The sequence below is a fragment of the Croceivirga radicis genome, from assembly GCF_002072105.2.
GTDB classification, from domain to species: domain Bacteria; phylum Bacteroidota; class Bacteroidia; order Flavobacteriales; family Flavobacteriaceae; genus Croceivirga; species Croceivirga radicis.
Genome location: NZ_MTBC01000006.1, coordinates 1 through 26,187 on the forward strand (window position 1 = coordinate 1; position 26,187 = coordinate 26,187).

Consider the following 26,187-nt stretch of genomic DNA (forward strand, 5'->3'; position numbering starts at 1 on the left):
GGCTCCTTTGATGCCTCCAGTCCCGAAAGCCCTACGGCACACTTGCCACAAGACCATGAACCGGCCCTTCTGCCCTTCGTGGCCAAGATGCGGGAAGACCTGTTGGAGTTCGACGAAAAACCAAGGCCCGTACAGATCCTAGACCAAAACGGCAAACTCCTTTTGGCCGGGGACAACCAAAGACGCTTTTTTGAGGCGGCGTGGCTGCACAAGCATAACGGACGGTACTACTTCTCTTATAGTACCGGGGACACCCATTACATTTGCTATGCCATTGGGGACAGCCCTTACGGGCCGTTTACCTACGCCGGACGTATACTGGAACCCGTGGTGGGTTGGACGAGCCACCATTCCATTTGCCAGGTGGACGGACAGTGGTACCTATTCTACCATGACTCTAGCTTATCCAAGGGGGTTACACACCTTAGGTCCGTGAAAATGGCGCCCATACAACACGACCCTGAAGGAAACATCAAAACCTTAAAACCCTATGGGGACTATAAATAAATACTAAACCGTGGCATTGGTTAATATTTTACAAGGTTTGAAGATATTTTCTATTTTTAACCAATGCCTAAAAACCCCGTACTTAGAGATGGACTAAAAGCCATGGCAATATTCTTGTTGCCTTTTTTATCCTATTTACATGTTTATAGTTCAAAAATCTATCATGAGTCTAATTTAATATCAACCCTATTTCTTAACTATGGTGATTCTTTACATTTTGACTTTTGGGTATATTATAATTTAATACAAGTTCAAATTATCATCTCTCTTATAATTTGGCTCTATAACTGTAATGGTAAGATTCGTCTAGGGATAAAAACTATTCTTATTTGGCTGCTAATATCTGAAGTTGGACTCCTTTTAAATCTCAATTATTTTAATTCTGTAATTATTAAATTTTTAGGCTTGACCCTTACTGTAATATATTTTTCTAAAGATGGACTATTAGCACTAAACAGTAAAAACTATTTCAACCTACTTCTTCTCGCACAACCATTTTTGAACTTATCGACCATTTTTGTTCCAGAAAATTTGATTCAACTTGATTTACTCATATTAATTATTCCCAATTTTGGTTATGCCGATGTTGGTATATTTTTAAACACGATAGTTTTTAAATCCAACCTATTTATTATTTATTCCATATGGTTTTTAACAGAAAAACGGTGGTGGCGCTACGCCATACTTTCGCCAATTCTTTTACTTGGAAACCAAGTGTATAACATTCTTTTTACCAAATCAAAAGCTATTGATGAAATAGAACCATACCAATCTGGTCCCTTTTTGCTAACACTTTTAATAGTGCTTCTGCTTTTGGCAAAAGTAGCAGAGGACCAAGAAAAAATTAAGCAATTCTTGCAAAACCATTATAGAACTATAGAACATATGGTAGAGAATAGGTTTTCTAAAAGACAACAAACCATAGAAGACCATAAAAAATCAGTAAACAATAAGAAAACATTGAATAACGAGGAACTTATTGAACTAAGAGAAAAACTGGAAAACGAATTAAGAAAATAAATTGTTCTTTATCGTTGTGCTTTGTATTTTCTGAACTACTTCATCCAAAAGCTTCCTAAGTTCCTTTTCTTGCCGTTCCTTAATTTTTGCTGTTACAATTCGCTCAATTTCAAGCGCTTTTCCCTTGGCAATTTATTGACCCGTATAGCTTCAATTTCCGGATTAAGCATTTAACCTTCACCTGTTATTAACAATATTACTTTGAGTATTATCTGAGCTAGATGTAGAAACTAACCAACCGACACTCTATTTGCCAGGTGGACGGTCAGTGGTACCTATTCTACCATGACGCTAGCTTATCCAAGGGGGTTACACACCTTAGGTCCGTGAAAATGGCTCCCATACAACACGATCCTGAAGGAAACATCAAAACCTTAAAACCCTATGGGGACTATAAATAAATGCTAAACCGTGGCATTGGTTAATATTTTACAAGGTTTGAAGATATTTTCTATTTTTAACCAATGCCAAAAAACCCCGTACTTAGAGATGGACTAAAAGCCATGGCAATATTCTTGTTGCCTTTTTTATCCTATTTACATGTTTATAGTTCAAAAATCTATCATGAGTCTAATATAAGCCCCTTCTTGTTTTCCTTTTTTGGTGATTTTGACTTTTTTAACGCTTGGATGTATCTTAGCTTAATACGATTTCAAATTATCATCTCTCTTATAATTTGGCTCTATAACTGTAACGGCAAGATTCATCTAGGGATAAAAACTATTCTAATTTGGATACTAATCTCTGAAATTGCATTAGTTTCTATTCTAAGTAAATCCAGTTATATAATCATTAAGTTTACAGGCATATTCCTCGCAATCATTTATTTTTCTAAAGATGGATTATTAGCACTAAACAGTAAAAACAATTCCAATCTAATTCTTATTGCCCAACCTATTTTTAATTTGTTAACTCTTTTGGTACCAAAAAACTTGGGTCAACTTGATTTAGTTATTTTCACTATCCCCAGTTATGGTTATTCCGAGGTTAGTATGTTTTTAAACACGATAGTTTTTAAATTCAATCTACTAATTATTTATTCCATATGGTTTTTAACAGAAAAACGATGGTGGCGCTATGCTATTATTTCACCCATTCTTTTATTGGGAAATCAAATATATAATATGCTTTTTGTAGAATCTGATGCCATTGATGAAATAGAACTATACCAATCTGGACCCTTTTTGCTAACACTTTTAATAGTGCTTCTACTTTTGGCAAAAGTAGCAGATGACCAAGAAAAAATTAAGCAATTCTTGCAAAACCAATATATAACTATAGAACATATGGTAGAGAATAGGTTTTCTAAAAAGCAACAAACCATAGAAGACCATAGAAAATCAGTAGACAACAAGAAAGCATTGAATAACGAGGAACTTATTGCACTAAGAAAAAAACTGGAAAACGAATTGAGAAAATAAATTACTCTTTTTCGTTTCGCTTCTTTATTTCCTTATTCACTTCTTTTAAGAGCTCCTTAAGTTCCTTTTCTTGTCGTTCCTTAATTTTTGCTGTTACAATTCGCTCAATTTCCAGCTCCTTTTCCCTTGGTAATTTATTGCCCGGTATAGCCTCAATTTCCGGATTAAGCATTTAACCTTCACCTGTTATTAACAATATTACTTTGAGTATAATTTGAGCTAGATGTAGAAACTAACCAACCGACACTCTATTTGCAAGATGGACGGACAGTGGTACCTCTTCTACCATGACTCTAGCTTATCCAAGGGGGTTATACACCTTAGGTCCGTGAAAATGGCGTCCATACAACACCATCCTGAAGGAAACATCAAAACCTTAAAACCATATGGGGACTATTAATAAATGCTAAACCATGGCATTGGTTAATATTCTAGAAGGTTTGAAGATATTTTCTATTTTTAACCAATGCTTAAAAACCCCGTAATTAGAGATGGACTAAAAGCCTTGGCAATTTTCTTGTTGCCATTTTTATCCTATTTACATGTTTATAGTTCACAAATCTATCATGAGTCTAGATTAATATCAACCCTATTTTTTAACTATGGTGATTCTTTACATTTTAACGTTTGGGTATATTCTAATTTAATAGAAATTCAAATTATCATCTCTCTCATAATTTGGCTCTATAACTGTAATGGCAAGATTCGTCTAGGGATAAAAATTATTCTTATTTGGATATTAATTTCTGAAATTAAGCTCCTCTTAAATCTCAATGACTATAATTCAGCAATTGTTAAATTTTTAGGTGTATTTCTTACGGTATTTTATTTCTCTAAAGATGGACTATTAGCACTAAACAGTAAAAATTATTTCAATCTAATTCTTATTGCCCTACCTATTTTAAACTTATTAACCTTTCTGGTTCCAGAAAATTTAAGCCAACTTGATTTAGTTATTTTTACTATCTCAAGTTATGGTTATAACGATGTTGGTATATTTTTAAATATGATAGTTTTTAAATTCAACCTACTAATTATTTATTCCATATGGTTTTTAACGGAGAAACGGTGGTGGCGCTACGCTATTCTTTCACCAATTCTTCTGATTGGAAACCAAATATACAATATCCTTTTTGTAGAATCTGATACCGTTGATGAAATAGAACTGTACCAATCTGGACCCTTTTTGCTAACACTTTTAATAGTGCTTCTACTTTTGGCAAAAGTAGCAGATGACCAAGAAAAAATTAAGAAATTCCTACAAAACCAATATAAAAATATAGAACAAATGGTAGAGAATAGGTTTTCTAAAAAGCAACAAGCCATAGAAGACCATAGAAAATCAGTAAACAACAAGAAAGCTTTGAATAATGATGAACTTATAGCACTAAGAGAAAAACTGGAAAACGAATTGAGAAAATAAATTACTCTTTTTCGTTTCGCTTTTTTATTTCCTTATTCACTTCCATCAAGAGCTCCTTAAGTTCCTTTTCTTGCCGTTCCTTAATTTTTGCTGTTACAATTCGCTCAATTTCCAGCTCCTTTTCCCTTGGTAATTTATTGACCCGTATAGCCTCAATTCCCGGATTAAGCATTTCACCTTCACCGGTTATTAACCATATTAAATTAAGCTGTGGGTAAGTTTTTACAATGTTTTCGATAACATCACTACCAATAGATGCATGATTTTTTCTCATGCGAAGCGTATAACCATTACTAGCGCCAATGCTTAAATCGAACTGGCGCGCACTTAATCCTGCGTGTTCGATAAATTGCATTAAACGATCAATAGTTTTAATCATAATGTAGTTTAAATAAGATTGAGATAGTCTAAATATACTATTTAACTAGCAATTTTCATGATTTTTGAGTTGATAATGGCCCAAAAAAATAACCTATAGAAATTTATTGTATAGATTTTTTTCTATATTTGAGATGTGAATGCTTTATATAAGCTCCTAATCACAAACTATCACTGTAATGAAAAGGGTATGGATTTCATGCCCTTTTCTTTTTATAAAAACTTACTCATAAAAAGCTCAGGTTTAAAAATACCTGCCAAAATCTGATATCCTTACAACCGATTACTTTCAATAGATTTAAGAGTAATTCAGAAAAATATAAGAAAAGTAGAAGGAGCATAAGTACATGCTCAAAATAAGGAATTCCAAGCTTAAGAATTTCAAGTCTTTGGGCTAACCAATAACTAATACAGATTTAGTAAAGTACATATAGGTGATTGAAAATACCATCCCGGGAAGGAAGGTAAAAGAATAAAGTTGGTCTCCCCCAAGACTTTCTAAATACTATTTACCAACCCTCACCTAAATGGTTTAAGTATAAAAGCTGTTCCGTTTAACAGAACTGTTATAAAAACGACAAAAATACAACTATTAGTATATCGTATAAGGAAGAATACCCTTACTGCTACGAATAAGCAAAACTAATTTAGATGAAATAAGTAAGCTATAGGCTAATTGGCCTATTTTAAACTACTAAAAACCTGTGCCAACTTGTACAAATCAGTGCGTTTTTTAGTTCCTAGTTTTTGGAATACCCGTTCCGCATGGTTTTTAACAGTTTTGTCTGAAATGAAAAGTAAATCCGCTATCTCTTTTCTAGATAGTTCTTTCCCCAATAAAAAAAACACTTCTTTTTCTCTTTTAGTGAGTCTGTTAAAACGTTCAAAATATGCCTCAAACAAAGAATCTACGCCAAATATACTATCAATCTTATCTGAAAAACTTTCAACATTTTGTGGAAATATCGAAACCGAAATCAATTGATCATCATTCAATATTCTGGTAGATGTAAATAAATGAAAAGGTTTATCGTCTTCTGAATGCTTCCAGTCTTGAATAAAAGGAATAATCTTATCTGTATCCCCATCGCTAATTTTTTCTACCAAACTAGGGTAAGTCACCTTTAAAGTAAAGTCACTTTGATGACGTTCATAAACCGCTGTTCCCAATTCCAACAACTCTTCCATGGAGTATCTAATCAGGTCTTGACCCTGTTTAGAAATATATTCCAAACTAAGATCATGAGTAGAATTAACATGTAAAATCCCAGGAATTAATGCTGCAAGATCGTCCAAATCTAAAACGCCTTCGTTAATTAACTGGGTCAATTTAAATAACTGTTTGGTTTCCTTAAGAACCAATTTTTTCATCCTCAATCATTTTATGGTTAGTGCAATGACGGTCGGTTGTATTTGATTGAAGGTTTACGGTATTTTAATGATCTGATTTTTTTTATAGCGATTGCAAAGATAAAATTTCAAATGAAATTGAGACTTTATACTATATATTTAGCAGAAAGATTAGTTAAACAACATAAAATAATTGTTTAACTACATTCATCTAGTAATTCTTGTGGCCTATATTTTTCTAAAAGTGCCATAAGCGCCTTTTCATTTGGCTGTAAGCCATTATCCGTAGGTTTTTGAAAGGCATCTACCATTTTGAAATATGTAAGAATAGCATCATTCAAATACACTTCTTTTATAAGTGGATGCACGTAATAATTCTTACACACATTTTTGGTATTGTTTAACTCTTTGGCAGCGGCGGCAACTGCATGTGACCAATTTTCTTCTTTCTTTTTCTGACTGTGTACTGTTGGCAATTGTTTTAAAAAATCAAAAACTATTAAACTAGCCGCCCATGTCCTAAAATCTTTTGCTGAGAAAATTGCCCCGCTTATGTTTTGAATATAGGCATTAACCATACCGCTGTCTATTTTTTGTTTCTCCCCATTTTCATCAAAATATTGAAACAATTCCCAGCCTGGAATTTCCTCGCATTGATTAACCAATTTGGCCAACTTTTTATTTTTAATGGTTATGTTATGCTCTTTTCCCCTCTTGCCAATAAAATTAAATTTGATTTTATCTTTAACTATTGACACATGCCTATTTCTTAACGTAGATAATCCGTAGGTCTTATTTTGTTTAGCGTAACAGGCATTTCCTACCCTAATATGGCTTTCTTCTAGAAGCCTAACAACCAATGCCAAAACTTTTTCCTTGCTCCAATTTTTTCTTTCTAAATCTTCCTGGCTATGTTTTCTTATTTGAGGAAGCTTTTCTGCAAAGGCCAACATTTTATAGAACTTGGTTTGCTTTCTTAGCTTAAGCCATTTTTCATGATACCTGTATTGTTTTCTTTTTTTGGCATCTCTGCCGGTGGCCTGTAAGTGCGCATTTTCAAGTTCTGCTATTCTTACCTGACTCCAAGCAGGAGGTAATACTAGCTTTTTAATTCTATCAAGTGTTTGTCTTTCTTTATAGGGAGTTTCACCTTTTAGGTAAACCGTAGTGTCTTTTATTTTTTTTCTGGTAATTGTTAATATTTCTGGTGTGGTATATACCAAATTGTGCGCGTCTAAAACTTCTTCCGGGGCTTTGTAAAATTTAGCTACGTATGCATTTAAATCTTTCATTGTTAGAGCAATTAAAAAAGAAAAAGGTCGTCCTGAGACAACCTTCTTCCCTACCACCACAATATATTTTGTGTCTTAACTATCGACTCTGCAAAGTAAAGCCTCGCATTAAAATATAGTTAACCCATTTACGGCAACATGTAACTCTTTAAATAATTAGTAATCTAAATATCAACCTTTTATTTATTTAAATGCGTTCAACTTTAAAGTTATTAGGATAAAAGAATTTTAAGTTTTTAAGCAATTTTGAGATTGTAAACCACCACTTAAATCTAATAATAAGGGTATAAGAATGAAGAAAGATATGGGCGTTTTAGCAACAGATAAGAATCAACTGATCTATATATATTCTGCACAATCAGATATTGGCAAAAAATTGTTGGCGTATGCCAAAAGCACGGATATGGCCATGCGAGCAATTAACATAGACGAAGAAAAAATAGCTAATACCGTTTGGGCCGAAATCTCTGAAATGCTAGGCCTTGAGTTCTCTAAAATTTTTAGCACCAACGTATTGTCAAATGATATGAAGGATTTTAAAAGTTCTGATGAGAACGACTGGCTTAAAATAGTACAGAATAATAGTGAAGTTCTACAAAAACCAATTGTTATACATGATACAACCGCCAAGGTGGTTGCTAATAGATATGACATAGGAAAGTTTTTTGAGGCAGATGGCGGCAATTTGGACAAATCACCAGATGCCATTAAAAACGCTAACCACACAGACACTACAGATAAAGAAGCATTTTAACACTTAAAAGATGAAAATATTTGAAGCAATACGTAAAGATCATGATGTACAGCGTAAACTTTTAGAAGTTTTGGTAGATACCTCTGGCGATAGCAAGTCTAGAAGAGATGCCTTTAACACGTTAAAAAAAGAATTGGCAATACATGCAGATGGTGAAGAAAGACATTTTTATATACCATTGATGAAGGTAGATAAAACCCAAGACCATGCTAGACATGGGGTTGCCGAACATCATGAGATAGATGAGTTGGTAGAAAAGTTGGAAAAAACGGACTATAGTTCTTCTGCATGGCTAAAGTACGCTAAGGATTTACAAGAAAAAGTTACGCATCATCTTGCAGATGAAGAACACAGTTTTTTTCAACTAGCTGGTAAAGTGTTGCCAGAAAAAGAATTGACAGATTTAGCAAAAGAATACCAAACTTTTATTAGTGACAAAAGATCTTCCTGATAAAAAGAAAAAACAACTTACAAGGCTGCCAAATGGCGGTCTTTTTTTATTTAAAAACTTTCCGCTTTGGTCCAAAATAAATATTTGGAAAAGGTTTTTAGTAAAAAAATCCTACAAAACAGGTTTCCATTTATCTATAGTAAAATGAATTTCACCTGAAACTGCTTTCTCTTTAACCAAAAAGTAATCTTATTCCTACATTTCTAAGGTACATTTGTATCATAACCTACAAATAACTGCCAATGTTTTAGCATGTTCAAAACCTTAAAAGTCCCAAATTATGATACCTAAAAATTTAAAATTACACCGGCCCTATTTTATTACGGCTATAGCTGTGGTAGCAGCTGTTTGCGGTTTTGCTATTGCAGATATACTAGTAGATTGGAGCGTTTTCTGGCATGGTGTACTTGCTACCGCTATGATTTCCTTATGCATTACCATACCTATTGCATATAGCATGGACCATTTTGCAATGAAATATCGTAAACAAAATAAGGAACTTGAAAAGTTGAACGCGCTAAACAAAAAGTTATTTGCCCTTATATCCCATGACGTGCGGGCACCATTGAACAATCTAAAAACCTTAGTAGATCTATTTGTAAATGGTGATATGGATATGGAAACCGCCCAAGTTTATTTTGGTCAGGTATCTGGAAAATTAGATAACCTAACGGAATTTTTAGATGGTTTACTGGATTGGTCCAAAAGACAGACCGAAGATGAACTGTTACAGAAGTCTAACTTTAGTACAGAAGCTACGATTATTCCAATAGTGGACTTACTTGATGAACAAGCTAAGGTAAAAAAGATATCAATTTATAAAGAAGGTACCAATGAAATTGTATTCGCAGACAAAAACAGCTATGAGTTTATCTTTAGAAACTTATTACATAATGCTATTAAATTTACACCTGCTAATGGCTCCATCTACATTAACACCTATACCAAAAACGGTAAAGTCTATACCGCTATAAAAGATACCGGCCTAGGTATAGCCGATGCCGAAATAAGTAAAATATTGGATGGTACCAATTGGCATACAACCAATGGAACGGAAGATGAAAAAGGTAGTGGTTTTGGTATTAGAACTTGTTTCTATTATTTAAAACAAAATGGTGGTGCATTGGACATAAAAAGTAAGGTTGGCATGGGAACCATTATGACCTTTTCTATGCCGAGGGGAAAGTAAGCACAACGCTTACCAAAAATCAACATTAATCCCATTTTTAACTTTCTATAAAAGAATTTATAGAAAACACGAAGATTGTAGCATTTCTGCTTTCCGTATTCATTTTTTTTCTTGTAGGTCTAGTTTTAGGCCCATCTCTCCACCATTTACCCCGTTATTCCATTTAATTAAATTGGATTTTTTTCTCCCTGAATTACCGTTTTCTCCGGTATTACTCATAAATAAAAGGCAATTTTTTATTATAATTTTACGTGTTATTTTTACATTTATAAAATTAACAGTAATTTCAATTAAAATATAATCTAAATGTCTACAAAACGTGCGTTTTCAATAGCCCTTTTAGTAGGGTTACTAATTTCTTGCCAAAGCAACCTTAAAAATGAACCCCACACTGCTTACCTCTTTACCTATTTTACGGGAAATGGAGATGGCGAAGAAGCAATTAGATACGCAGTTAGTAGAGATGGTTTTAATTATTACGCATTAAATGATAATGAACCCATTATAGCTTCAAAATCCATAAGCGATACGGGTGGCGTTCGGGACCCTCACATTTTAAGAGGTAAGGATGGATATTTCTATATGACTGTCACAGACCTTTATACAAACAATGGGTGGAATAACACAAAAATCATTTTAATGCGCTCCAATGACTTAATTTCTTGGGAAAGTCATGTTATAGATTTACCAAATAAATTTCCTGCATTCTTTGAAATTACCCGTGCATGGGCGCCACAGACGTTTTATGATGAAAAAGAGGATAAGTTGATGGTCTATTTTTCTATGTTGGAACCAGGCAGTTATGATAAAATCTATTATGCCTATGCCAATGCAGACTTTTCTGATTTAGAATCAGAGCCAAAACAACTTTATTATAGCCCCGATAAAAAATCTTGTATTGACGGTGATATTATCTTTAAAGACGGACAATACCATCTTTTTTATAAAACCGAAGGTGCGGCGGATAAGGGTATAAAAGTTGCCATTTCAGATAAACTAACGGAAGGTTATAAACCACTTCCAGATTATAAAGATCAAACCGATAAAGCGGTAGAAGGCTCTGGAGTATTTAAGCTTATAAATTCTGATACTTACATTTTAATGTATGATATGTACATGGATGGCAGGTATCAATTTGCAGCAAGTAGAGACCTGCAAAACTTTAAAGCGCTTGGAGCAGATAAGGTATCCATGAATTTTCACCCAAGACATGGGACCATAATTACAATTACAGAAAATGAAGCCAAAAGATTACTAAAAGCATTTCCTTCTAAAGATTTACCACTTGTTTTAGATGCTGCTGCAGAAAGTATTAAAAAAAACAACGTATACTCTAATGGTAGTACGCAAGAACTATACCTACCCCTTAAACCCAATAGTAACATAACTGAAAATGAACTGCAGCTGGAAACGTTTCCTGGCGTGGCCATGGAAAAGCCAATTACCCTAAAAGATGGAGAAGGAATTGCAAACCTGATTTTACCGGATGGCACCAAAGAGACCTATTCAATTACAGCTTCAATAGACAACAATCCTGTATTAGAAGGTTTCTATGCCGATCCAGAAATTATTTATTCCAATATAGATAACAAGTTCTATTTATACCCAACCAGTGACGGTTTTGATGGTTGGTCTGGTACCTACTTTAAAACCTTTTCTTCTACGGATTTAGTCAATTGGGAAGATGAAGGCACCATTTTAGACCTTAACAAAGATGTATCTTGGGCCAACAGAAATGCATGGGCCCCTTGTATCGCAGAAAAAAAGACAGACACGGGCTACAAATATTATTACTATTACACCGCTGCCCAAAATATTGGCGTTGCAGTAGCAAATGCGCCCAGTGGACCTTTTAAAGACTTGGGTAAAGTTTTTGTAGACTATAAAACAAAAGAAGCAAAAGGTGGGCAAGTTATTGATCCTGATATTTTTGTAGATCCAGTAAGCGGAAAACCCTATTTTTATTATGGTAATGGGTTTATGGCAGCAGCAGAATTACATCCAGATATGGTTTCTTTAAAAAAGGAAACCCTTACAGACCTTACACCAAAAGACGGAACATTCAGAGAGGGTACCGAAGTTTTCTACAGAAACGGAATCTACTACTTTATGTGGTCTGAAGATGATACCAGAAGTCCAAATTACAGGGTTAGATATGCTACCGCCAAAACCCCTATGGGCCCCTTAGAAATTCCAGAAAACAATTTGGTCATAGAAAAAGACACCGAAAAAGAAATTTATGGTACAGGCCATAATTCTGTAATAAATGTGCCCGGAACGGATGATTGGTACATTGTTTATCATAGATTTAATAGGCCAAAAGGTATTAAAATGGGGAGCCCTGCTGGTTTTCATAGAGAAGTATGCATAGACAAACTAGAATTTAATACAGACGGTAGCATAAAAAAGACCAAACCCACCTTAGAAGGTATAAAACCGGTTAAACACAATTGAAAACTATAACTAAACACATCATGATCAAGCATATTTTTAAATTTCTAATATTCCTCCTGTACACTACAGCCCCTTTAATGGCGCAACAAAATAAGTGGGAAGACCCAACTATACTGGATAGAAATAAAATTGAAGGCCGTAGTGCGTTCACACTTTTTGGCAATGTGGAAAATGCTAAAACTAAAGACGCCAACAAATCCACTCTTATTAAGAGCTTAAATGGTGTGTGGGATTTCAATTTGGTAAAACACCCCAATAAAAGACCAGAAAATTTCTATGAAACAAACTTAAACACCAGCTCTTGGGGCAAAATAAAAGTACCCTCTAACTGGGAGCTAGAAGGGTATGATATTCCTATCTACACCAATATCATCTATCCTTTTCCTAAAAATCCACCTTATATAGATGGTGACTATAATCCCGTAGGTTCCTATAGAACTAACTTCACCATAGATAAGAGTTGGTCAGACAAAGAAATTATTCTTCATTTTGGTTCTATTTCCGGTTATGCAAAAATTTATGTGAACGGACAAGAAGTGGGAATGACAAAGGTTTCCAAGACGCCTGCAGAATTCAACATTACCCAATTTTTACAAGAAGGAGAAAATCTTTTGGCAGTACAGGTTTTTCGTTGGCACGATGGCAAATATCTTGAAGATCAAGATTTTTGGCGGCTTAGTGGTATAGAAAGAGATGTATACCTGCAAGCAATGCCTAAAACAACGATTTGGGATTTTTGGGCCAAGGGAGACCTTTCATCCGATTATAAAACTGGCTTATTTGGTGCCAAGGTAGATATAAAAGAATTTGAAGGCGGAAAAGCAAAAAACCAATCGGTAAGCATTTATCTAAATGATTTAAAAGGCAATACCGTATACACCGAAACGAAAACAGTAGAAAAAGGTGGCGGCACACTACAGTTTAATCACGCAATAAATAATGTAGCGCTCTGGAGCGCCGAACAACCTAATCTTTACGAATATGTAATTTCTTTAGCCGATAAAAAAGGGAATGTTACCGCAGCTGTGAGCAAAAAAATAGGTTTTAGAAAGGTTGAAATCAAAAATGCCCAACTTTTGGTTAATGGTAAAGTAGTAACGGTTAAAGGGGTTAATCTACACGAGCACCACCCAGACAAAGGACACGTGCCAGATTTAGAAATTACCAAGAAAGATTTAGAAATAATGGCAAAGCATAATGTAAATGCTATTAGAATGAGCCATTATCCGCATGGCCAATACATTTATGATTTGGCAGACGAATATGGATTTTACATTGTAGATGAAGCAAACATAGAAACCCATGCCATGGGGGCAGAAGCACAAGCTAAGTTTGATAAGGACAAACACCCTGCCTATTTAGAAGAATGGGCTCCTGCACACCTAGATCGCATAAAACGTATGTTTGAATATAACAAAAACCATACTTCCATAATTGTTTGGTCTATGGGCAATGAGTGTGGCAACGGACCCGTGTTTTACGATGCTTATGATTGGTTAAAGGAAAAAGACCCTACAAGACCTGTACAATTTGAACAAGCCGAACAAAATAGAAACACGGATATAGTTGCGCCCATGTACCCAAACTTCTCCTATATGGAGCGCTACGCTGCCCGTACAGATGTAACAAGGCCTTTTATCATGTGCGAGTATAGCCATGCCATGGGCAACAGTAGTGGAAACTTTAAAGAATACTGGGATGTAATCAATAGCAGTCCGCACATGCAAGGTGGTTTTATTTGGGATTGGGTAGACCAAGGTTTACGCGCCACCAATGCTAATGGCAAAGAATTTTGGGCGTATGGAGGTGATTTAGGCGGTGAAAACCTTCAAAACGATGAAAACTTTAATGCAAATGGGCTAGTATCTGCAGACCGGGTTCCACACCCTTCATTGGAAGAAGTAAAAAAAGTATATCAGTTTATCAATTTTACCTTAGATGGCAATGTATTAACTATCAACAATCAATATAATTACCATAACCTAAGTGATTTTGTTTTGGAATGGGAGTTTTTAAACAATGGCGAAGTCGTAGAAAAAGCTACCCAATCTTTAGAAGCAAAGCCGGGAGCGCAAGCTAAACTTGAACTAAACGTACCAACTAGTTTAGAAGGGGAAGTTTTATTGAATGTCTATGCTAAAACCAAATATGCTACGGCCTTGGTACCTGCAAAAACTATTTTAGCCAAGGAACAATTTAAATTAGGTACTAAAGACTACTTCTCATTGGAAAGCAATGCTATTGCAACAAAAGGTTTAAAGTTTAAAAAGAAGAAGAATGTACTAACCTTTGAAACCAAAAATATAGAAGGTAAGTTAGACCTAGATACGGGTAAGTTGATCCAGTACAAGACAAAAGCGGGGAAATCTGTTTTTGTATCTTTTCCTGAACCATATTTCTGGAGAGCTCCGGTAGATAATGATTTTGGCAACCATATGCCTAAAAAATCGGCCTTCTGGAAAAATGCACATCAGAATTTAGAATTGGTAGATACCCAAATTGGCAAGCTTTCTAAAGATGGGTTAATCATAGATTTCACCTACCATCTTGGTAATACCAACGCCCCATATAAATTAAGCTATCAACTTTTGCATAATGGAGCTATTACTATTGATGCTTCTGTTTCTGGCTTATCTAAAATTGAAGCTGAACTACCACGTTTTGGTATGCGTATGGTTTTGGACAAGGCGTATCAAAATCTAAACTACTATGGCCGTGGCCCGTTCGAAAACTATCAGGACAGAAATACTGCTGCATTTCTTGGAACATATTCTAGTACAGTAAAAGACCAATTCTGGACAGCGTATGTTAGACCACAAGAAACCGGTTATAAAACAGACGTTAGGTGGTTAACCTTAACCGATGCAAGTAACGGACTAGCCGTATTAGGACACCAACCATTAGGTTTTAGTGCACTTAATATAGCCACGGAGGCATTAGACCCAGGAGAGACAAAAAACCAAATGCACCCTAGTGATTTAGACTTTGAAGACAAGGTATACTTACATGTAGATTTAAAACAACGGGGTGTAGGAGGTACCAACAGCTGGGGCCAATTACCGCTAGATAACTATCGTCTTCTAGATGATACGTATTCCTATAGTTTCACCCTTAGTTTAAATCCTTAAGAATGAACAGACTTATAAATACTTTGACCATTTGCTTCACCATGGTATGTTTACTCATCAATTGTAAACAACCCAACAAGGAAGCAGAGCGCTCATCTGAGGAGCAATTTAACGCTGAGAAAGAAAATGTCTTGGCTATAATTGACAAGGTAAATACCCATTGGCAAGATATGCACCCAAAACCTGCTAATGCGTTTTGGCATCCGGCGGCATACCACACAGGAAATATAGAAGCATATAAGATTACCAAAAACCTTGCTTTTTTAGAATACTCAAAAAAATGGGCCCAGCACAATGAGTGGAAAGGTGCCAAAGGTGTGGACAAATCTAAATGGAAATATGATTATGGCGAAACCGATGACCACGTCCTGTTTGGCGATTGGCAAATTGCTTTCCAAACCTATGCGGACCTGTACACATTGGAAGGTAAGCAACATCCAGAACGTATTGCAAGGGCCAAAGAAGTAATGGAATACCAAATGAGCACACCAAATAACGATTATTGGTGGTGGGCAGATGGACTTTATATGGTAATGCCCGTAATGACAAAACTTTACAAAATAACCGATAACCCTACGTACTTGGAGAAACTAGAAACTTATCTACAATACGCAGATAGCATTATGTTAGATAAGGAAACAGGCCTATACTTTAGAGATGCCAAATACGTATTTCCAGAACATAAGAGTTTAAACGACAAAAAAGACTTTTGGGCACGTGGAGATGGATGGGTTTTTGCAGGTTATGCCAAAATTTTACAAGATTTACCAGAAGGGTCTGAGTTTAGAGAAAAAATAGTTGAAAAGTTCAAGAAAATGGCGGCATCCTTGGCCAAAGCCCAGCAACCAGAAGGTTATTGGACGCGAAGTATACTAGATCCAGAACATGCTCCAGGACCTGAAACTAGTGGCACCGCTTTCTTTACCTATGCCTACTTTTGGGGTATAACCAATGGTATTCTTGATAAAGAAAGGTATACCCCTGTAGCTAAAAAAGCTTGGACATACCTATCTAAAACTGCACTGCAAGAAAATGGTGCGGTAGGTTATGTACAACCTATTGGCGAGAGGGCCATACCTGGACAGGTAGTAGATAAAAATAGCACCTCTGATTTTGGAACAGGTGCCTTTTTACTAGCCGCAAGTGCCTATTTTCAATATCTAGAAAACCTACAACAATAAAGTAGAATTAACTTATAAAGCAGCAAATTATGGATAAAACCTTTTACTATCCACTACTCTTTCTCTGTCTTTTTTTAACCGCAACAAACAATGGTATTTCTCAAGAAATACCTAAAAACGAGATGCCTTTGTTTACCGTTAAGAATCCAGACACTAGTTTAAGTCCGCTTACGGGAATGACCAAAAAACATTGGGAAGATGCTGCTCTGTATTTATTAGAAGGGGCTTTTAGTTATATCAATAACCTAGACGACCCAATGCAATTTCCCAAATTACCGGGCAAAAGCTATCCGCAGAAAGATAGTCAAATACCAACAGAGAAATTAGAAGGTATTAGTAGAACGCTCTTTATTGCTTCGCCATTATTACGCAAAAACCCAGATTTGGTAATCAACTCCATACCAGTGGCAAAATACTATAGGCATCAATTAGAACAACTTATTGATACTAACAGCACAGCTTATATAAAACCAAGAAAACAAGATGGCGGCCCCAGCCAAAACTTAGTAGAGTATGGTGCTATGGCCATGTCTTTATTTATAGCTCCAGAAGTGTTGTGGGAACCATTACCACAAGTGTCCAAAGATAAATTGGCAGCCTCTATGTTAAGTTACGCAGATGGCCCAACGGTAGATAGCAACTGGAAATTCTTTAACATTTTTGTACTTAGTTTCTTTGATACCCAAGGTTATGATGTAAACAAAAAATTATTAGTAACGTATTTAGAAGATTCCCTTTTGGACTATAGGGGGCAAGGTTGGTATAATGATAGCCCTGCGTATGATTATTATAGTATGTGGGCATTTCAATTGTATGGCATAACATGGGCCAATTGGTACGGAGAAGAGCACTATCCAGAATTGGCTCAAAAATTTAAGACCAACTATCAAGATATGCTGTACCATTATCCAAATATGTTTGCGGAAAATGGGCAAATGATGATGTGGGGCCGCAGTATTAGCTATCGCTTTGCTTCTGTTTCTCCATTTGCATTCGCATCTAGTTTAAGAGATGACACCATAAATTATGGTTGGTTACGGTATATCTCCTCTTCCACCTTGTTACAATTTTTAGAGCACCCGGCGTTTTTAAAAGATCGGGTGCCTACCTTAGGTTTTTATGACCATTTTGAACCGGCCGTACAGATTTATAGCGCAAGAGGGAGCGTATATTGGATGGGGAAATTGTTTTTTGGGCTATTGGTGCCAGACGATGACCCCTTTTGGACCGCAACTGAAAACAAACAACCTTGGAACAATTTAAATGACAATGCTGTTTACAACAAATTTCAAGAGGCTACCAATTTATTAATTACACAGTACCCTGCCATAGGCGGAACAGAAATGAGATCATGGTGTCATGAAAAAAAAGCCAACGACTGGCAAAAGTTTCGTTCTAGTGAAAATTATAACAAACTAGCTTATCATTCTTTATTTCCTTGGCAAGCAGATGGTGAAAACGGTATCATTTCTATGAACTATACCTTTTTAAACTCTAATAAAGAATGGGAACCTTGGCGGCTATATACCTTTAAAAGCTACCATGAGGGAATATACCAACGAACGGCCCAATTAGAAACCAATGCAGAGGTAAAAATGGAGTTATCAGAAATACCACTACCCAATGGTGTTCTTAGAATAGATAAGCAATTAAGCACAGTACCTGTAAAAATGCGTTTTGGGCATTACGCCTTACCAGAACTTAACAAACCTATCAAAAAGACTACGCAAATAATTGATGGCCATAAGGTGGTTACTATTGATAATGGCAAATATCAGCTTGCTTTGGTAAATCTTTTAGGCTGGGATAAAATAGAAGTTTATAGAGCTAAAGGGTTACATCCAGAAGCAGATTTTAGCGAGGTTATAAATGCAACGGACAACTATAATCCACAAGAAGAAAATGCTATTTATGCTTCTTTGCTGTTATGGAAAAATTCCGGAGAAAAATGGAGCCCAGACGAACTTTACCCTATTGAGTCTCTTAAGGTCTTGGAAAATAGAGTTACGGTAGTTTTAAAAGGTGGCAAGGTAAAAACGATTAATTATTAAGGGTTTTTACCTTGCTAACATAATTTTAAACACCACTAAAAGCACTAAAACCACCATCTATTGGTAAAACTATACCTGTTACAAATTTAGAAGCGTCTGTGGCTAAATAATGTATAGCGCCATTAAGTTCATCAGCATCTCCAAATCTGCCCATTGGGGTATTGGTTATTATGGTATTACCACGTTGGGTATATGATCCATCTTCATTTGTAAGTAAGCGCCTATTCTGGTTTCCAATAAAAAAACCAGGTGCAATTGCATTTACCCGTAATCCGTCTCCAAATTTCTTGGCTAATTCTACTGCCATCCATTGCGTAAAGTTTTCCATGCCCGCCTTAGATGCCGAATAACCCACAACTCTGGTAATTGCCCTATCAGAGGCCATAGAGGAATAATTTATAATACTGCCTTTTTTCTGTTTTGCCATTACCTCTCCAAAAACCATACTGGGCACAACGGTACCTGTTAAGTTAAGTTCTGTAACCGTATTAAAGTCTTCCAAAGACATATCAAAGACCGTTTTATCATCTGGTATGGTGGCTCCCGGCATATTACCACCTGCAACGTTCAATAAAACATCAATTTGTCCATAAACAGCCAAGACTTCGTCTTTTGCTTTAGAAACAGAGGTTTTATCCAATATATTGGCTACAAAACCATGGGCTACACCACCATTGGCTTCTATATCTTTGCACGCACTATTTAATTTTTCTTGGTTACGACCAATCAAGGCGATTTTGGCACCATTCTGTGCTAAATAATTAGCAGCACTACCGCCCAAAACACCAGTACCACCGGTTATAACTACAACTTTATCTTGTAAGGAAAATAAATTCATTTCAATTGTTTTCTAAATTTCAATATTACAGCAATACGTGTAATAGCATATGCAATTTTATATTTTCTATCGAAATACTTTTAGTAAAAATTGGTCAATTTGTTGCACTGTTTGATCAAACCAAGGTTTAAACAAGCAAAAAGCATGGGGGGCATTGTTAAAGCTTCGTATTTCCGTATAGGTACCATACCTTTTTAGCAATTTAACGTAATCGTCCCTGCCGGCGTGCATTCTGGTAACGGAGCTGTTTAAAAATAAGGTGGGTGGTGTATCTTTATCTACGTGCTGCAAGGGTGATGCTAATTTCCACAAAAACGGTTTTTCTTTTTTAGTATAGCCAAACCAATAGGTTGCGGCAGAAGTACCATTTGTATCGTTGCCTTCACCTGATTCTGTATGCACAAAACTTAACGTACCATCAATATCTATTACCGCATTTACTTTTGTACTACTACCAATTGAATTCTTTCTTTGGAATAAAGGGATATTTTGGGTAGTACCTAAAAAGGCTGCCAGTTCGCCCCCAGCGGAGAAACCCAGCACTGCAATTTTATCTGGATTAATCTGGTATTTTTTTGCGTTGTTCCGTACCCACAGTAAGGCTGCTTTAGCATCTAAAACAGCAGCAGGGAACAAGGCTTCTGTAGAGAGTCTATATTCCGGTGTAAAACAGACGTAACCCTTGTTTGCCAATTGTTGGGCCAAAGGGTGGTGTTGGGTTTTGTTGCCCGAACGCCATCCACCACCATGAAAAATAATAATTGCTGCATTATCCGTTTTCAAGGTAGATGGGTGAAAAACATCCAATTTTAATTTACGATAACCTATAGTATCATAAATAATGTCATACTTCTCTGTGATGTTGGCCAACTGAAAAGGCTTTACCAATTTAATGTTCGAATGGGTTTTCCGCGTTTTTTCAAAAGCTATTTCATTGGTATACGAACTATCTGCAACGCCTGTAACCCCTACATAAGACTGGCCTTGCAACCCTCCAAATACCATACAGAAAAAAATTAATATAACTAGTTTCACTTTTCTATTTTACAGCTGTTGGGGTACCCGCTCGTTTGCCAATTATTACTTCATTAAGATGAACATTTTTGGTATTGGTAAGGGTTAATCCGTTCGTTGCTTGTTTTACATGAATATCACTTAAGTAAATATGGTGTGCTTTTTTTGTGGGATAACCTTCTATTACAATTGCGGTTTCCGTAGCCACCTCACAGGTTACATTAGAGATAAATATATCATTTAATTGTGATGCATGTGCTCCGCTACCTTCTCCATGATAATTAGCCGTCATATAAATACAATCTTCCGTTTTTTGTAATTCTAACTGGTCTATATAAATAGACTTGATGTAACCTCCCCTATCTGAATTGGTCTTAAAATACACACCTCGTTTTAAGTAACCAGACGCCATATTATCCACTACAAATACGTTTTTAACACCTGCAGACATTTCACTCCCAATAACGAGTGCATGTAAACCCTTGAAGCGATTGTTTCGTATCACAATGTTTTGAGATGGTGTTTCACTATTTGCCCTACCCTCAGTGTCTCTACCCGCTTTGATGGCAATATTATCATCACTATTGTTAAAATCTACATTTTCAATGAGTACGTTGTTTACATACTCTAAATCTATACCATCATTATTCTTATTGTGGGCATTAAAAGAAATTCCACGAATGGTTATTTCGTTAGAACGTAAAAAATGCGTGGTCCAAAAAGGGGAATCTTCAAAATGAACACCTTCTATCAAAATATTCTTACAATCTATAAACTGCAGCAAATGCGGTCTTAATTTTGAATCTTTACCAAATTGTCTATTTGCAATTGGTTGCTCTTCATGATTCATTTTTCTACTTAAAAGTTTATCTGCCTGTTCTTCTGCTTTAAAAGTTGACCAAACTTTACTACCCTCCCCGTCTATTACTCCCGCTCCTGTAATGGCAATATTTGTTTCATTTTTAGCGTAAATCAAAGGGCTGTAGTTGTATAAGAAAGTGCCTTCCCAACTAGTAAATACCATAGGTAAATATAATTCTGGCTTTGGAGCAAACCTAAGAACTGCTCCCTCCTGTAAATGCAGATTAACATGGCTTGGCAAATGTATAGGTCCGTTTATTTCATAAATCCCTTTACCTATGATCAACTTACCCCCATTTCTTTTTTTTAAATAGTTCAAGGCTTTTATTATGGCCTTTCTATCATCTTTTGCATCATTGGGCAGGGCTCCAAACTGCTGTAGTTCTACGCTAATTTCTGGAATTTTAGGAAGCGTTATCTCTTTTGTTATTTTGGCAATTGCACTATCAGCAACAGACCTGTTTTGACCTAACGCCAAAACAGCGCTAAAAAGCGCAAACAAGCACATTAAAACAGTATTTCTCATTATGGCTTTATGTATTTTTTTAAATCGATTTGCTGCTGTTCAATGACCTCTACCACCATTTTGGCAATCGCTGTTGCTCCCTTTTTAGATAAATGGGTGTTATCCTCTTTTCCGTTAGGGTAATACGGATGTTCCCCAGGCTTAAAATGCAGATGTAATTGCTTTGAGGCTTCAACCCCATAACTTATTTCCCAAGCTTCGGTTAATGTTTGTAAGTCGATTAATGGCACCTTTAATTCATTAGCTACCATACGTACTATCAACGGATATTCGCCATGGGTATCTATCAACACACCAAATTCGTTAAAATTTCTCCTAACTATGGACGTAAATAAAATTGGATGGGCTCCTTGTGCCCTGGTTTCCAATACAAATCGAACTAAATTGGTTCTATAAGCCGTGTAGGGGTTGGTAAATCTGTCTGGGTCTTTAAACTTTTGATCGTTATGCCCAAATTGAATAAAGACATAATCTCCTGGTTGTAATTGGGTAACAATACTATCCCATCTACCTTCAGCAATAAAACTCTTTGTACTGCGGCCATTAACCGCTCTATTATCTATTTGCACATCTGCTGTAAAAAATTGAGATAATACCTGTGCCCAACCATGTTCTGGGTTTTTATCCGGATTCTTCTTGTTAGACATTGTAGAATCGCCAATAGTATAAATTGTTATTTCTTGTGCATTACTTTGTAAGCAATACAGGAATAGAACAATACAAAAAGCCTTAATCCAACTCATACCATTTATTTTTAGCGTTTGTTTCGGTACCGCCTAAAACCACTTCTTTGGTGTAATCTAGTGCTTCTTTTGCTGATAGTTGATGCGACCAAGCTACCCGATTGGTTAAATGGGCACCTGCACCGGAAGAATTGTATTCCCCGTAAAATGTTGTTTTCTCAGCAGCTTTGTTAGACCAGTTATCCCAGCCTAAAGGCGATATATGGCCTTCCATATTACAATCTATAAAGACGGTCTTTGCATGAGAGCGCCATGGCCTACCCAAGAAAACGTTTTGAACCCCCTCTGCCGCGGTTAACTTGCAAGACTTGAAAACAAAACCAAAAGGAATTCCTTCTTGCGTTGAAGCCGCAGTGATGTAAGAATCCGATTTGCTGTGCAACGTACAATCTTGAAACCATACCGTAGCACTGCCAAAAATAAAGTCTGTTGTACCTTCTATATAACAATTATTAAAATATACCTTGTGGTTGGTACCGGTTGTATAGACCGTATCTTGATTTCCCTTAAAATTACAATTATGTAGCACTACCTGGTCTGCATTTACGGATAACGCTATTGCTTGCCCAACAGGACCGGCCGTATTTTCTACAGTTAAGTTTTTGGCAATAAATCCATCTCCCTCTACTAACAAGCTAGGTGTTTTAAATGTGCTGTTTCTACCCGTATTTACTTTAGAAAAATGATCATCATAACTTATTATCGTTTGGTCAACTCCATCGCCTAAAAAACTAATTTTAGGATTCCACTCGTTAACGGTTACCTTTTCTGGATAAATCCCTTTTTTAATATGAATAAAAACCCGTTGGTAGGGAAATGCCTTTGCGCTATTAACAGCTTCCTGTATACTACTAAAATGCCCCATTCCATCTTGGGCTACCACCATATTATACAAGTCTGCAGTTGGGTCCTGCCTTTTATCTAATAGCTTTTCTCGCCATTTTGGATATAAGTCCAATACAGCTTGTGGTTGGTCTGTGTACCAACGGTAACCATTCTGTCTTTCTTTACCTATTTCTTTTAAGCTTGCCTTTTTAATACCATCCCGATCGCAGAAGAAAGGGGTATTATCTTCTAAATCCATAAACCTACCCCACAATGGTTTGGCATTAGGCGATGTAAGCACTTGCTTTTCTATTACTTTACCATTTTCCCCATAAATTCTTTTGATTTCAACACCGTTTAATTGCGATTGTCTAAACCAAGCCACAACTCCTTCAATAGCTTTAACTACTTGCGGGCTTGGGTTTTCTAGCTGCATTAGCAAAAGTGCTATGGGGGCCGATTCTTTTCCGCTTAAACTAGGAAGTTCATAGGCACGTGCTTTTGCGGGTTGTAAAGTTGCCACATCGTGTTGGGCACACCAGCCGGTTAACATACCCTTTTGTTTTACCTGGGTTTTTAAAATACAATTGACCCCCTTTTGGAATGCTAAAGCTACTTTCCCTCTTGTTATCGGTGCTAGCATTAAACTAGAAAAGGGCGCCTTATCTTGCATAATATCATAGAGTAATTGTAATACATTACCCATTGCATCATCATTGTAAGTGATGTGCGAATAGTAGCCTTCCCTTAAAGGATAAAACTGTGGCCAACCCCCATTATCGTATTGGGCATTTAGCAAATATTGTAATCCGTTTAAAAAAGCATCTTTATGTACAGGAAAACGCTGCTGTTGATATATCTTGGCCAAAAATGTCATTTCTAAAAACGTTGCACCATTATCTATGGTAGTTCCCGTTTTTTTTGTTTTGTCCTTTTTAAGTTGTGCTATTTCTTTAGGACTTAAGGGCTGGTGTATTTGCTTGTTCTTGGGCCAACCGCCGTTCTCATTTTGGTACAACAGCACATTATTGGCAACCACTAACGCTTCTTCTGTGGCATACCAATTATCTGTTGATTTTAATACTAAATTCTCCCACGAATGGTCTAACTGTTGTGCTCTTAAACCTTGCAATAAGCTTAAAAGACAAAAGAGTGTTAATACTTGTTTTAGGTCTTTAATCATTGGTAAAACGTATATAGTCTATAGCTAAACTCCCAGAATCATTGGTTACACCCTCTCGCATAGCAAAGTATCCAATTTTTGCACCTATCCACTTACCTTCCTGTGCACTAAAAGAACCTCCTATTTGGTTAAACCGTTTACCATTTTCGCTTAAAAAAAATTGGCAAACGCCTCCGTTGTCAACTTGTATTTTTAAAAACAATTCACCTGATTTTACGGCAATGGGTTTACTTAGTACTTCTTCTTCTCCTTGCTCAGCATCTGAACAGGTGGCAAGACGGGCAAATAATTTGTTATTTTCTTTGTACACTTTTAGATAAGCGTATTTTCTACCCATTATCAAAAATCCGAAATGCTCCCCATTCTCCCTAGCCGTAAAACTTACCTTGGTTGTAGCGGTAAATTTTTCTGCCGGCCATTTTTGTAAGAATAAAAATGGGATATCCCATAAAGATTCAGCATTGTCTGGCCTTGGTTTGCAAAAGAGTTTATAATGCCCATCTGAGGTAGGAAAACCCCATTTTAATTTAGGATTGGCATGCCATTGCCATTGCAAGCCTGTTGTAATGCCATTAAACTCATCAGAATCTGGCGGGGTTTTTATGGAATATGTTGCACCCACGTTAGGTTTTGGATGTGTTTTTAACGGAACACCAATAGCATTACCTTGGTCTTTACCAATAATTGGCCAATCATTTTTCCATGTCATGGGTTGCAGATGCACTATGCGGCCATAGGCACCCTTGTCTTGAAAATGAACAAACCAGTCTTCTCCCGTAACTGTATCTACCCAAGCCCCTTGGTGCGGACCATTAATAGTGGTATTGCCTTGCTCCAATACGGTTTTATATTCATAGGGGCCCCACACATTTTTAGACCTGAGCACCTCTTGCCAGCCGGTGGCTACGCCACCAGCGGGAGCAAATAAATAATAATAGCCATTGCGTTTATAAAATTTAGGGCCTTCTATGGTAGGGTGGGTCTCATGCCCATCAAAAACCATTACATCATCGTTTAGAACAGCTGTAGCATCGGGTTTCATAGAACAAACCATCAACATGCTTTTTATCTGGGCTCTACTTCCTGCAAAGGCATAAGCCAAATAGGCCTTACCATCATCGTCCCAAAGGGGTGTGGGATCAATTAAACCTTTTCCTGGTTTTATAAGTAATGGTTTAGACCAATCATCTTCTGGATTTTTGGTCTTTATCATGTAAATACCAAAATCTGGATCTGGATAAAAAATATAGTACTCCCCTTTATAATATCGAATACAAGGTGCCCACACCCCATTACCATGTTGGGGCACGTTAAATACCTCTAGGGGTACTTGCTCTTTTAAAGCATAGTTTACCAATTGCCAGTTTACCAAATCGTTAGAATGTAGAATAGGTAAACCGGGAACGCAATTAAAAGAAGATGCTGTCATGTAATAATCCTTACCAACTCTAACTACGTCTGGGTCAGAAAAATCAGAATGAAGTATAGGATTGGTGTAAGTACCATCTTCATTGTCTGCCTGCCAAACTTTTGAATGCTGCTGAGCATATCCCACAAATACGAACAGCAAACAACCCAAAACACTATTTAATTTCATC

21 protein-coding genes are annotated in these 26,187 nt (G+C 36.3%); 11 read left to right on the forward strand and 10 right to left on the reverse strand.

Features of this window, described 5'->3' with window-relative positions; genetic code table 11:
* Positions 1 to 87: 87 nt before the first annotated feature.
* The 3 genes from BUL40_RS09875 to BUL40_RS09890 all read left to right on the forward strand — a co-directional run bounded on the left by BUL40_RS09875 (position 88) and on the right by BUL40_RS09890 (position 2,948).
* Positions 88 to 507 carry a family 43 glycosylhydrolase gene (locus BUL40_RS09875; protein WP_080319276.1) on the forward strand — a complete coding sequence of 140 codons (420 nt, stop codon included), beginning with the start codon at positions 88 to 90 and terminating at the stop codon, positions 505 to 507.
* Positions 508 to 1,038: 531 nt separating this feature from the next.
* The gene (locus BUL40_RS15645) at positions 1,039 to 1,527 is read left to right on the forward strand and encodes a hypothetical protein (RefSeq protein ID WP_141239656.1); all 489 of its coding nucleotides are present in this window, start codon (positions 1,039 to 1,041) and stop codon (positions 1,525 to 1,527) included.
* Between the two features lie 464 nt (positions 1,528 to 1,991).
* A complete protein-coding gene (locus tag BUL40_RS09890; protein ID WP_080319131.1) occupies positions 1,992 to 2,948 on the forward strand; it encodes a hypothetical protein in 957 nt (318 codons plus the stop codon).
* Between the two features lies 1 nt (position 2,949).
* On the opposite strand, the gene BUL40_RS15755 is transcribed toward BUL40_RS09890, so the two are convergent.
* On the reverse strand, positions 2,950 to 3,120 hold the full coding sequence (locus BUL40_RS15755; RefSeq protein WP_176465470.1) for a hypothetical protein: 171 nt from the start codon (positions 3,118 to 3,120) through the stop codon (positions 2,950 to 2,952).
* Positions 3,121 to 3,414: 294 nt separating this feature from the next.
* Between BUL40_RS15755 and BUL40_RS09895 the strand changes: the two genes are divergently transcribed.
* On the forward strand, positions 3,415 to 4,371 hold the full coding sequence (locus BUL40_RS09895; RefSeq protein WP_080319132.1) for a hypothetical protein: 957 nt from the start codon (positions 3,415 to 3,417) through the stop codon (positions 4,369 to 4,371).
* Between the two features lies 1 nt (position 4,372).
* Here BUL40_RS09895 and BUL40_RS09900 read toward each other — a convergent pair whose 3' ends face one another.
* The 3 genes from BUL40_RS09900 to BUL40_RS09910 all read right to left on the reverse strand — a co-directional run bounded on the left by BUL40_RS09900 (position 4,373) and on the right by BUL40_RS09910 (position 7,391).
* Positions 4,373 to 4,750, reverse strand: a complete 378-nt coding sequence (locus tag BUL40_RS09900) for a hypothetical protein (protein WP_080319133.1) — start codon at positions 4,748 to 4,750, stop codon at positions 4,373 to 4,375.
* 680 nt (positions 4,751 to 5,430) lie between these two features.
* Complete coding sequence (locus tag BUL40_RS15900) at positions 5,431 to 6,120, reverse strand: LuxR C-terminal-related transcriptional regulator (protein WP_317044016.1); 690 nt, start codon at positions 6,118 to 6,120, stop codon at positions 5,431 to 5,433.
* 176 nt (positions 6,121 to 6,296) lie between these two features.
* Positions 6,297 to 7,391 (reverse strand): DNA topoisomerase IB, encoded by a 1,095-nt coding sequence (locus tag BUL40_RS09910; RefSeq protein WP_080319134.1) that lies wholly within the window; start codon positions 7,389 to 7,391, stop codon positions 6,297 to 6,299.
* A 292-nt stretch (positions 7,392 to 7,683) separates the two neighbouring features.
* Between BUL40_RS09910 and BUL40_RS09915 the strand changes: the two genes are divergently transcribed.
* The 7 genes from BUL40_RS09915 (at position 7,684) to BUL40_RS09945 (ending at position 18,599) form a co-directional block, all read left to right on the forward strand.
* Positions 7,684 to 8,145: a hypothetical protein gene (locus BUL40_RS09915; protein WP_080319135.1), complete on the forward strand. Its 462-nt coding sequence runs from the start codon at positions 7,684 to 7,686 to the stop codon at positions 8,143 to 8,145.
* 10 nt (positions 8,146 to 8,155) lie between these two features.
* Positions 8,156 to 8,596 (forward strand): hemerythrin domain-containing protein, encoded by a 441-nt coding sequence (locus BUL40_RS09920; protein WP_010519409.1) that lies wholly within the window; start codon positions 8,156 to 8,158, stop codon positions 8,594 to 8,596.
* 280 nt (positions 8,597 to 8,876) lie between these two features.
* Positions 8,877 to 9,785: a sensor histidine kinase gene (locus BUL40_RS09925; RefSeq protein WP_080319136.1), complete on the forward strand. Its 909-nt coding sequence runs from the start codon at positions 8,877 to 8,879 to the stop codon at positions 9,783 to 9,785.
* A gap of 306 nt (positions 9,786 to 10,091) precedes the next feature.
* Positions 10,092 to 12,239 (forward strand): family 43 glycosylhydrolase, encoded by a 2,148-nt coding sequence (locus tag BUL40_RS09930; protein ID WP_080319137.1) that lies wholly within the window; start codon positions 10,092 to 10,094, stop codon positions 12,237 to 12,239.
* A gap of 20 nt (positions 12,240 to 12,259) precedes the next feature.
* The gene (locus BUL40_RS09935) at positions 12,260 to 15,367 is read left to right on the forward strand and encodes a glycoside hydrolase family 2 TIM barrel-domain containing protein (protein WP_080319138.1); all 3,108 of its coding nucleotides are present in this window, start codon (positions 12,260 to 12,262) and stop codon (positions 15,365 to 15,367) included.
* Between the two features lie 2 nt (positions 15,368 to 15,369).
* Positions 15,370 to 16,548: a glycoside hydrolase family 88/105 protein gene (locus BUL40_RS09940; protein WP_080319139.1), complete on the forward strand. Its 1,179-nt coding sequence runs from the start codon at positions 15,370 to 15,372 to the stop codon at positions 16,546 to 16,548.
* Positions 16,549 to 16,577: 29 nt separating this feature from the next.
* On the forward strand, positions 16,578 to 18,599 hold the full coding sequence (locus BUL40_RS09945) for a DUF2264 domain-containing protein (protein WP_080319140.1): 2,022 nt from the start codon (positions 16,578 to 16,580) through the stop codon (positions 18,597 to 18,599).
* Positions 18,600 to 18,624: 25 nt separating this feature from the next.
* On the opposite strand, the gene BUL40_RS09950 is transcribed toward BUL40_RS09945, so the two are convergent.
* From BUL40_RS09950 to BUL40_RS09975, 6 genes are all read right to left on the reverse strand, one after another.
* Positions 18,625 to 19,437 carry an SDR family oxidoreductase gene (locus BUL40_RS09950; RefSeq protein WP_080319141.1) on the reverse strand — a complete coding sequence of 271 codons (813 nt, stop codon included), beginning with the start codon at positions 19,435 to 19,437 and terminating at the stop codon, positions 18,625 to 18,627.
* Positions 19,438 to 19,503: 66 nt separating this feature from the next.
* Entirely contained in the window at positions 19,504 to 20,472 is a 969-nt protein-coding gene (locus tag BUL40_RS09955) for an alpha/beta hydrolase (RefSeq protein ID WP_244901852.1), read from the reverse strand.
* 4 nt (positions 20,473 to 20,476) lie between these two features.
* A complete protein-coding gene (locus BUL40_RS09960; RefSeq protein WP_080319143.1) occupies positions 20,477 to 21,838 on the reverse strand; it encodes a glycoside hydrolase family 28 protein in 1,362 nt (453 codons plus the stop codon).
* The gene (locus tag BUL40_RS09965; protein ID WP_080319144.1) at positions 21,838 to 22,581 is read right to left on the reverse strand and encodes a rhamnogalacturonan acetylesterase; all 744 of its coding nucleotides are present in this window, start codon (positions 22,579 to 22,581) and stop codon (positions 21,838 to 21,840) included. The genes BUL40_RS09960 and BUL40_RS09965 overlap by 1 nt, the downstream gene beginning before the upstream one ends.
* Positions 22,568 to 24,589, reverse strand: coding sequence for a pectate lyase (pelA, locus tag BUL40_RS09970; protein ID WP_080319145.1), 2,022 nt, complete (start codon positions 24,587 to 24,589; stop codon positions 22,568 to 22,570). The genes BUL40_RS09965 and pelA overlap by 14 nt, the downstream gene beginning before the upstream one ends.
* Positions 24,582 to 26,186, reverse strand: a complete 1,605-nt coding sequence (locus BUL40_RS09975; RefSeq protein WP_080319146.1) for a glycoside hydrolase family 43 protein — start codon at positions 26,184 to 26,186, stop codon at positions 24,582 to 24,584. The genes pelA and BUL40_RS09975 overlap by 8 nt, the downstream gene beginning before the upstream one ends.
* Between the last annotated feature and the right edge of the window lies 1 nt (position 26,187).

Coding starts and splice junctions, on each gene's coding strand:
- BUL40_RS09900 (WP_080319133.1), bottom strand. CDS start 4,750: ATGATTAAAACTATTGATCGTTTAATGCAATTTATCGAACACGCAGGA.
- BUL40_RS09950 (WP_080319141.1), bottom strand. CDS start 19,437: ATGAATTTATTTTCCTTACAAGATAAAGTTGTAGTTATAACCGGTGGT.
- pelA (WP_080319145.1), bottom strand. CDS start 24,589: ATGATTAAAGACCTAAAACAAGTATTAACACTCTTTTGTCTTTTAAGC.
- BUL40_RS09960 (WP_080319143.1), bottom strand. CDS start 21,838: ATGAGAAATACTGTTTTAATGTGCTTGTTTGCGCTTTTTAGCGCTGTT.
- BUL40_RS09940 (WP_080319139.1), top strand. CDS start 15,370: ATGAACAGACTTATAAATACTTTGACCATTTGCTTCACCATGGTATGT.
- BUL40_RS15755 (WP_176465470.1), bottom strand. CDS start 3,120: ATGCTTAATCCGGAAATTGAGGCTATACCGGGCAATAAATTACCAAGG.
- BUL40_RS09935 (WP_080319138.1), top strand. CDS start 12,260: ATGATCAAGCATATTTTTAAATTTCTAATATTCCTCCTGTACACTACA.
- BUL40_RS09895 (WP_080319132.1), top strand. CDS start 3,415: ATGCTTAAAAACCCCGTAATTAGAGATGGACTAAAAGCCTTGGCAATT.
- BUL40_RS09930 (WP_080319137.1), top strand. CDS start 10,092: ATGTCTACAAAACGTGCGTTTTCAATAGCCCTTTTAGTAGGGTTACTA.
- BUL40_RS09965 (WP_080319144.1), bottom strand. CDS start 22,581: ATGAGTTGGATTAAGGCTTTTTGTATTGTTCTATTCCTGTATTGCTTA.
- BUL40_RS09945 (WP_080319140.1), top strand. CDS start 16,578: ATGGATAAAACCTTTTACTATCCACTACTCTTTCTCTGTCTTTTTTTA.
- BUL40_RS09975 (WP_080319146.1), bottom strand. CDS start 26,186: ATGAAATTAAATAGTGTTTTGGGTTGTTTGCTGTTCGTATTTGTGGGA.
- BUL40_RS09890 (WP_080319131.1), top strand. CDS start 1,992: ATGCCAAAAAACCCCGTACTTAGAGATGGACTAAAAGCCATGGCAATA.
- BUL40_RS09925 (WP_080319136.1), top strand. CDS start 8,877: ATGATACCTAAAAATTTAAAATTACACCGGCCCTATTTTATTACGGCT.
- BUL40_RS09875 (WP_080319276.1), top strand. CDS start 88: ATGCGGGAAGACCTGTTGGAGTTCGACGAAAAACCAAGGCCCGTACAG.
- BUL40_RS09915 (WP_080319135.1), top strand. CDS start 7,684: ATGAAGAAAGATATGGGCGTTTTAGCAACAGATAAGAATCAACTGATC.
- BUL40_RS09910 (WP_080319134.1), bottom strand. CDS start 7,391: ATGAAAGATTTAAATGCATACGTAGCTAAATTTTACAAAGCCCCGGAA.
- BUL40_RS09920 (WP_010519409.1), top strand. CDS start 8,156: ATGAAAATATTTGAAGCAATACGTAAAGATCATGATGTACAGCGTAAA.
- BUL40_RS15900 (WP_317044016.1), bottom strand. CDS start 6,120: ATGAAAAAATTGGTTCTTAAGGAAACCAAACAGTTATTTAAATTGACC.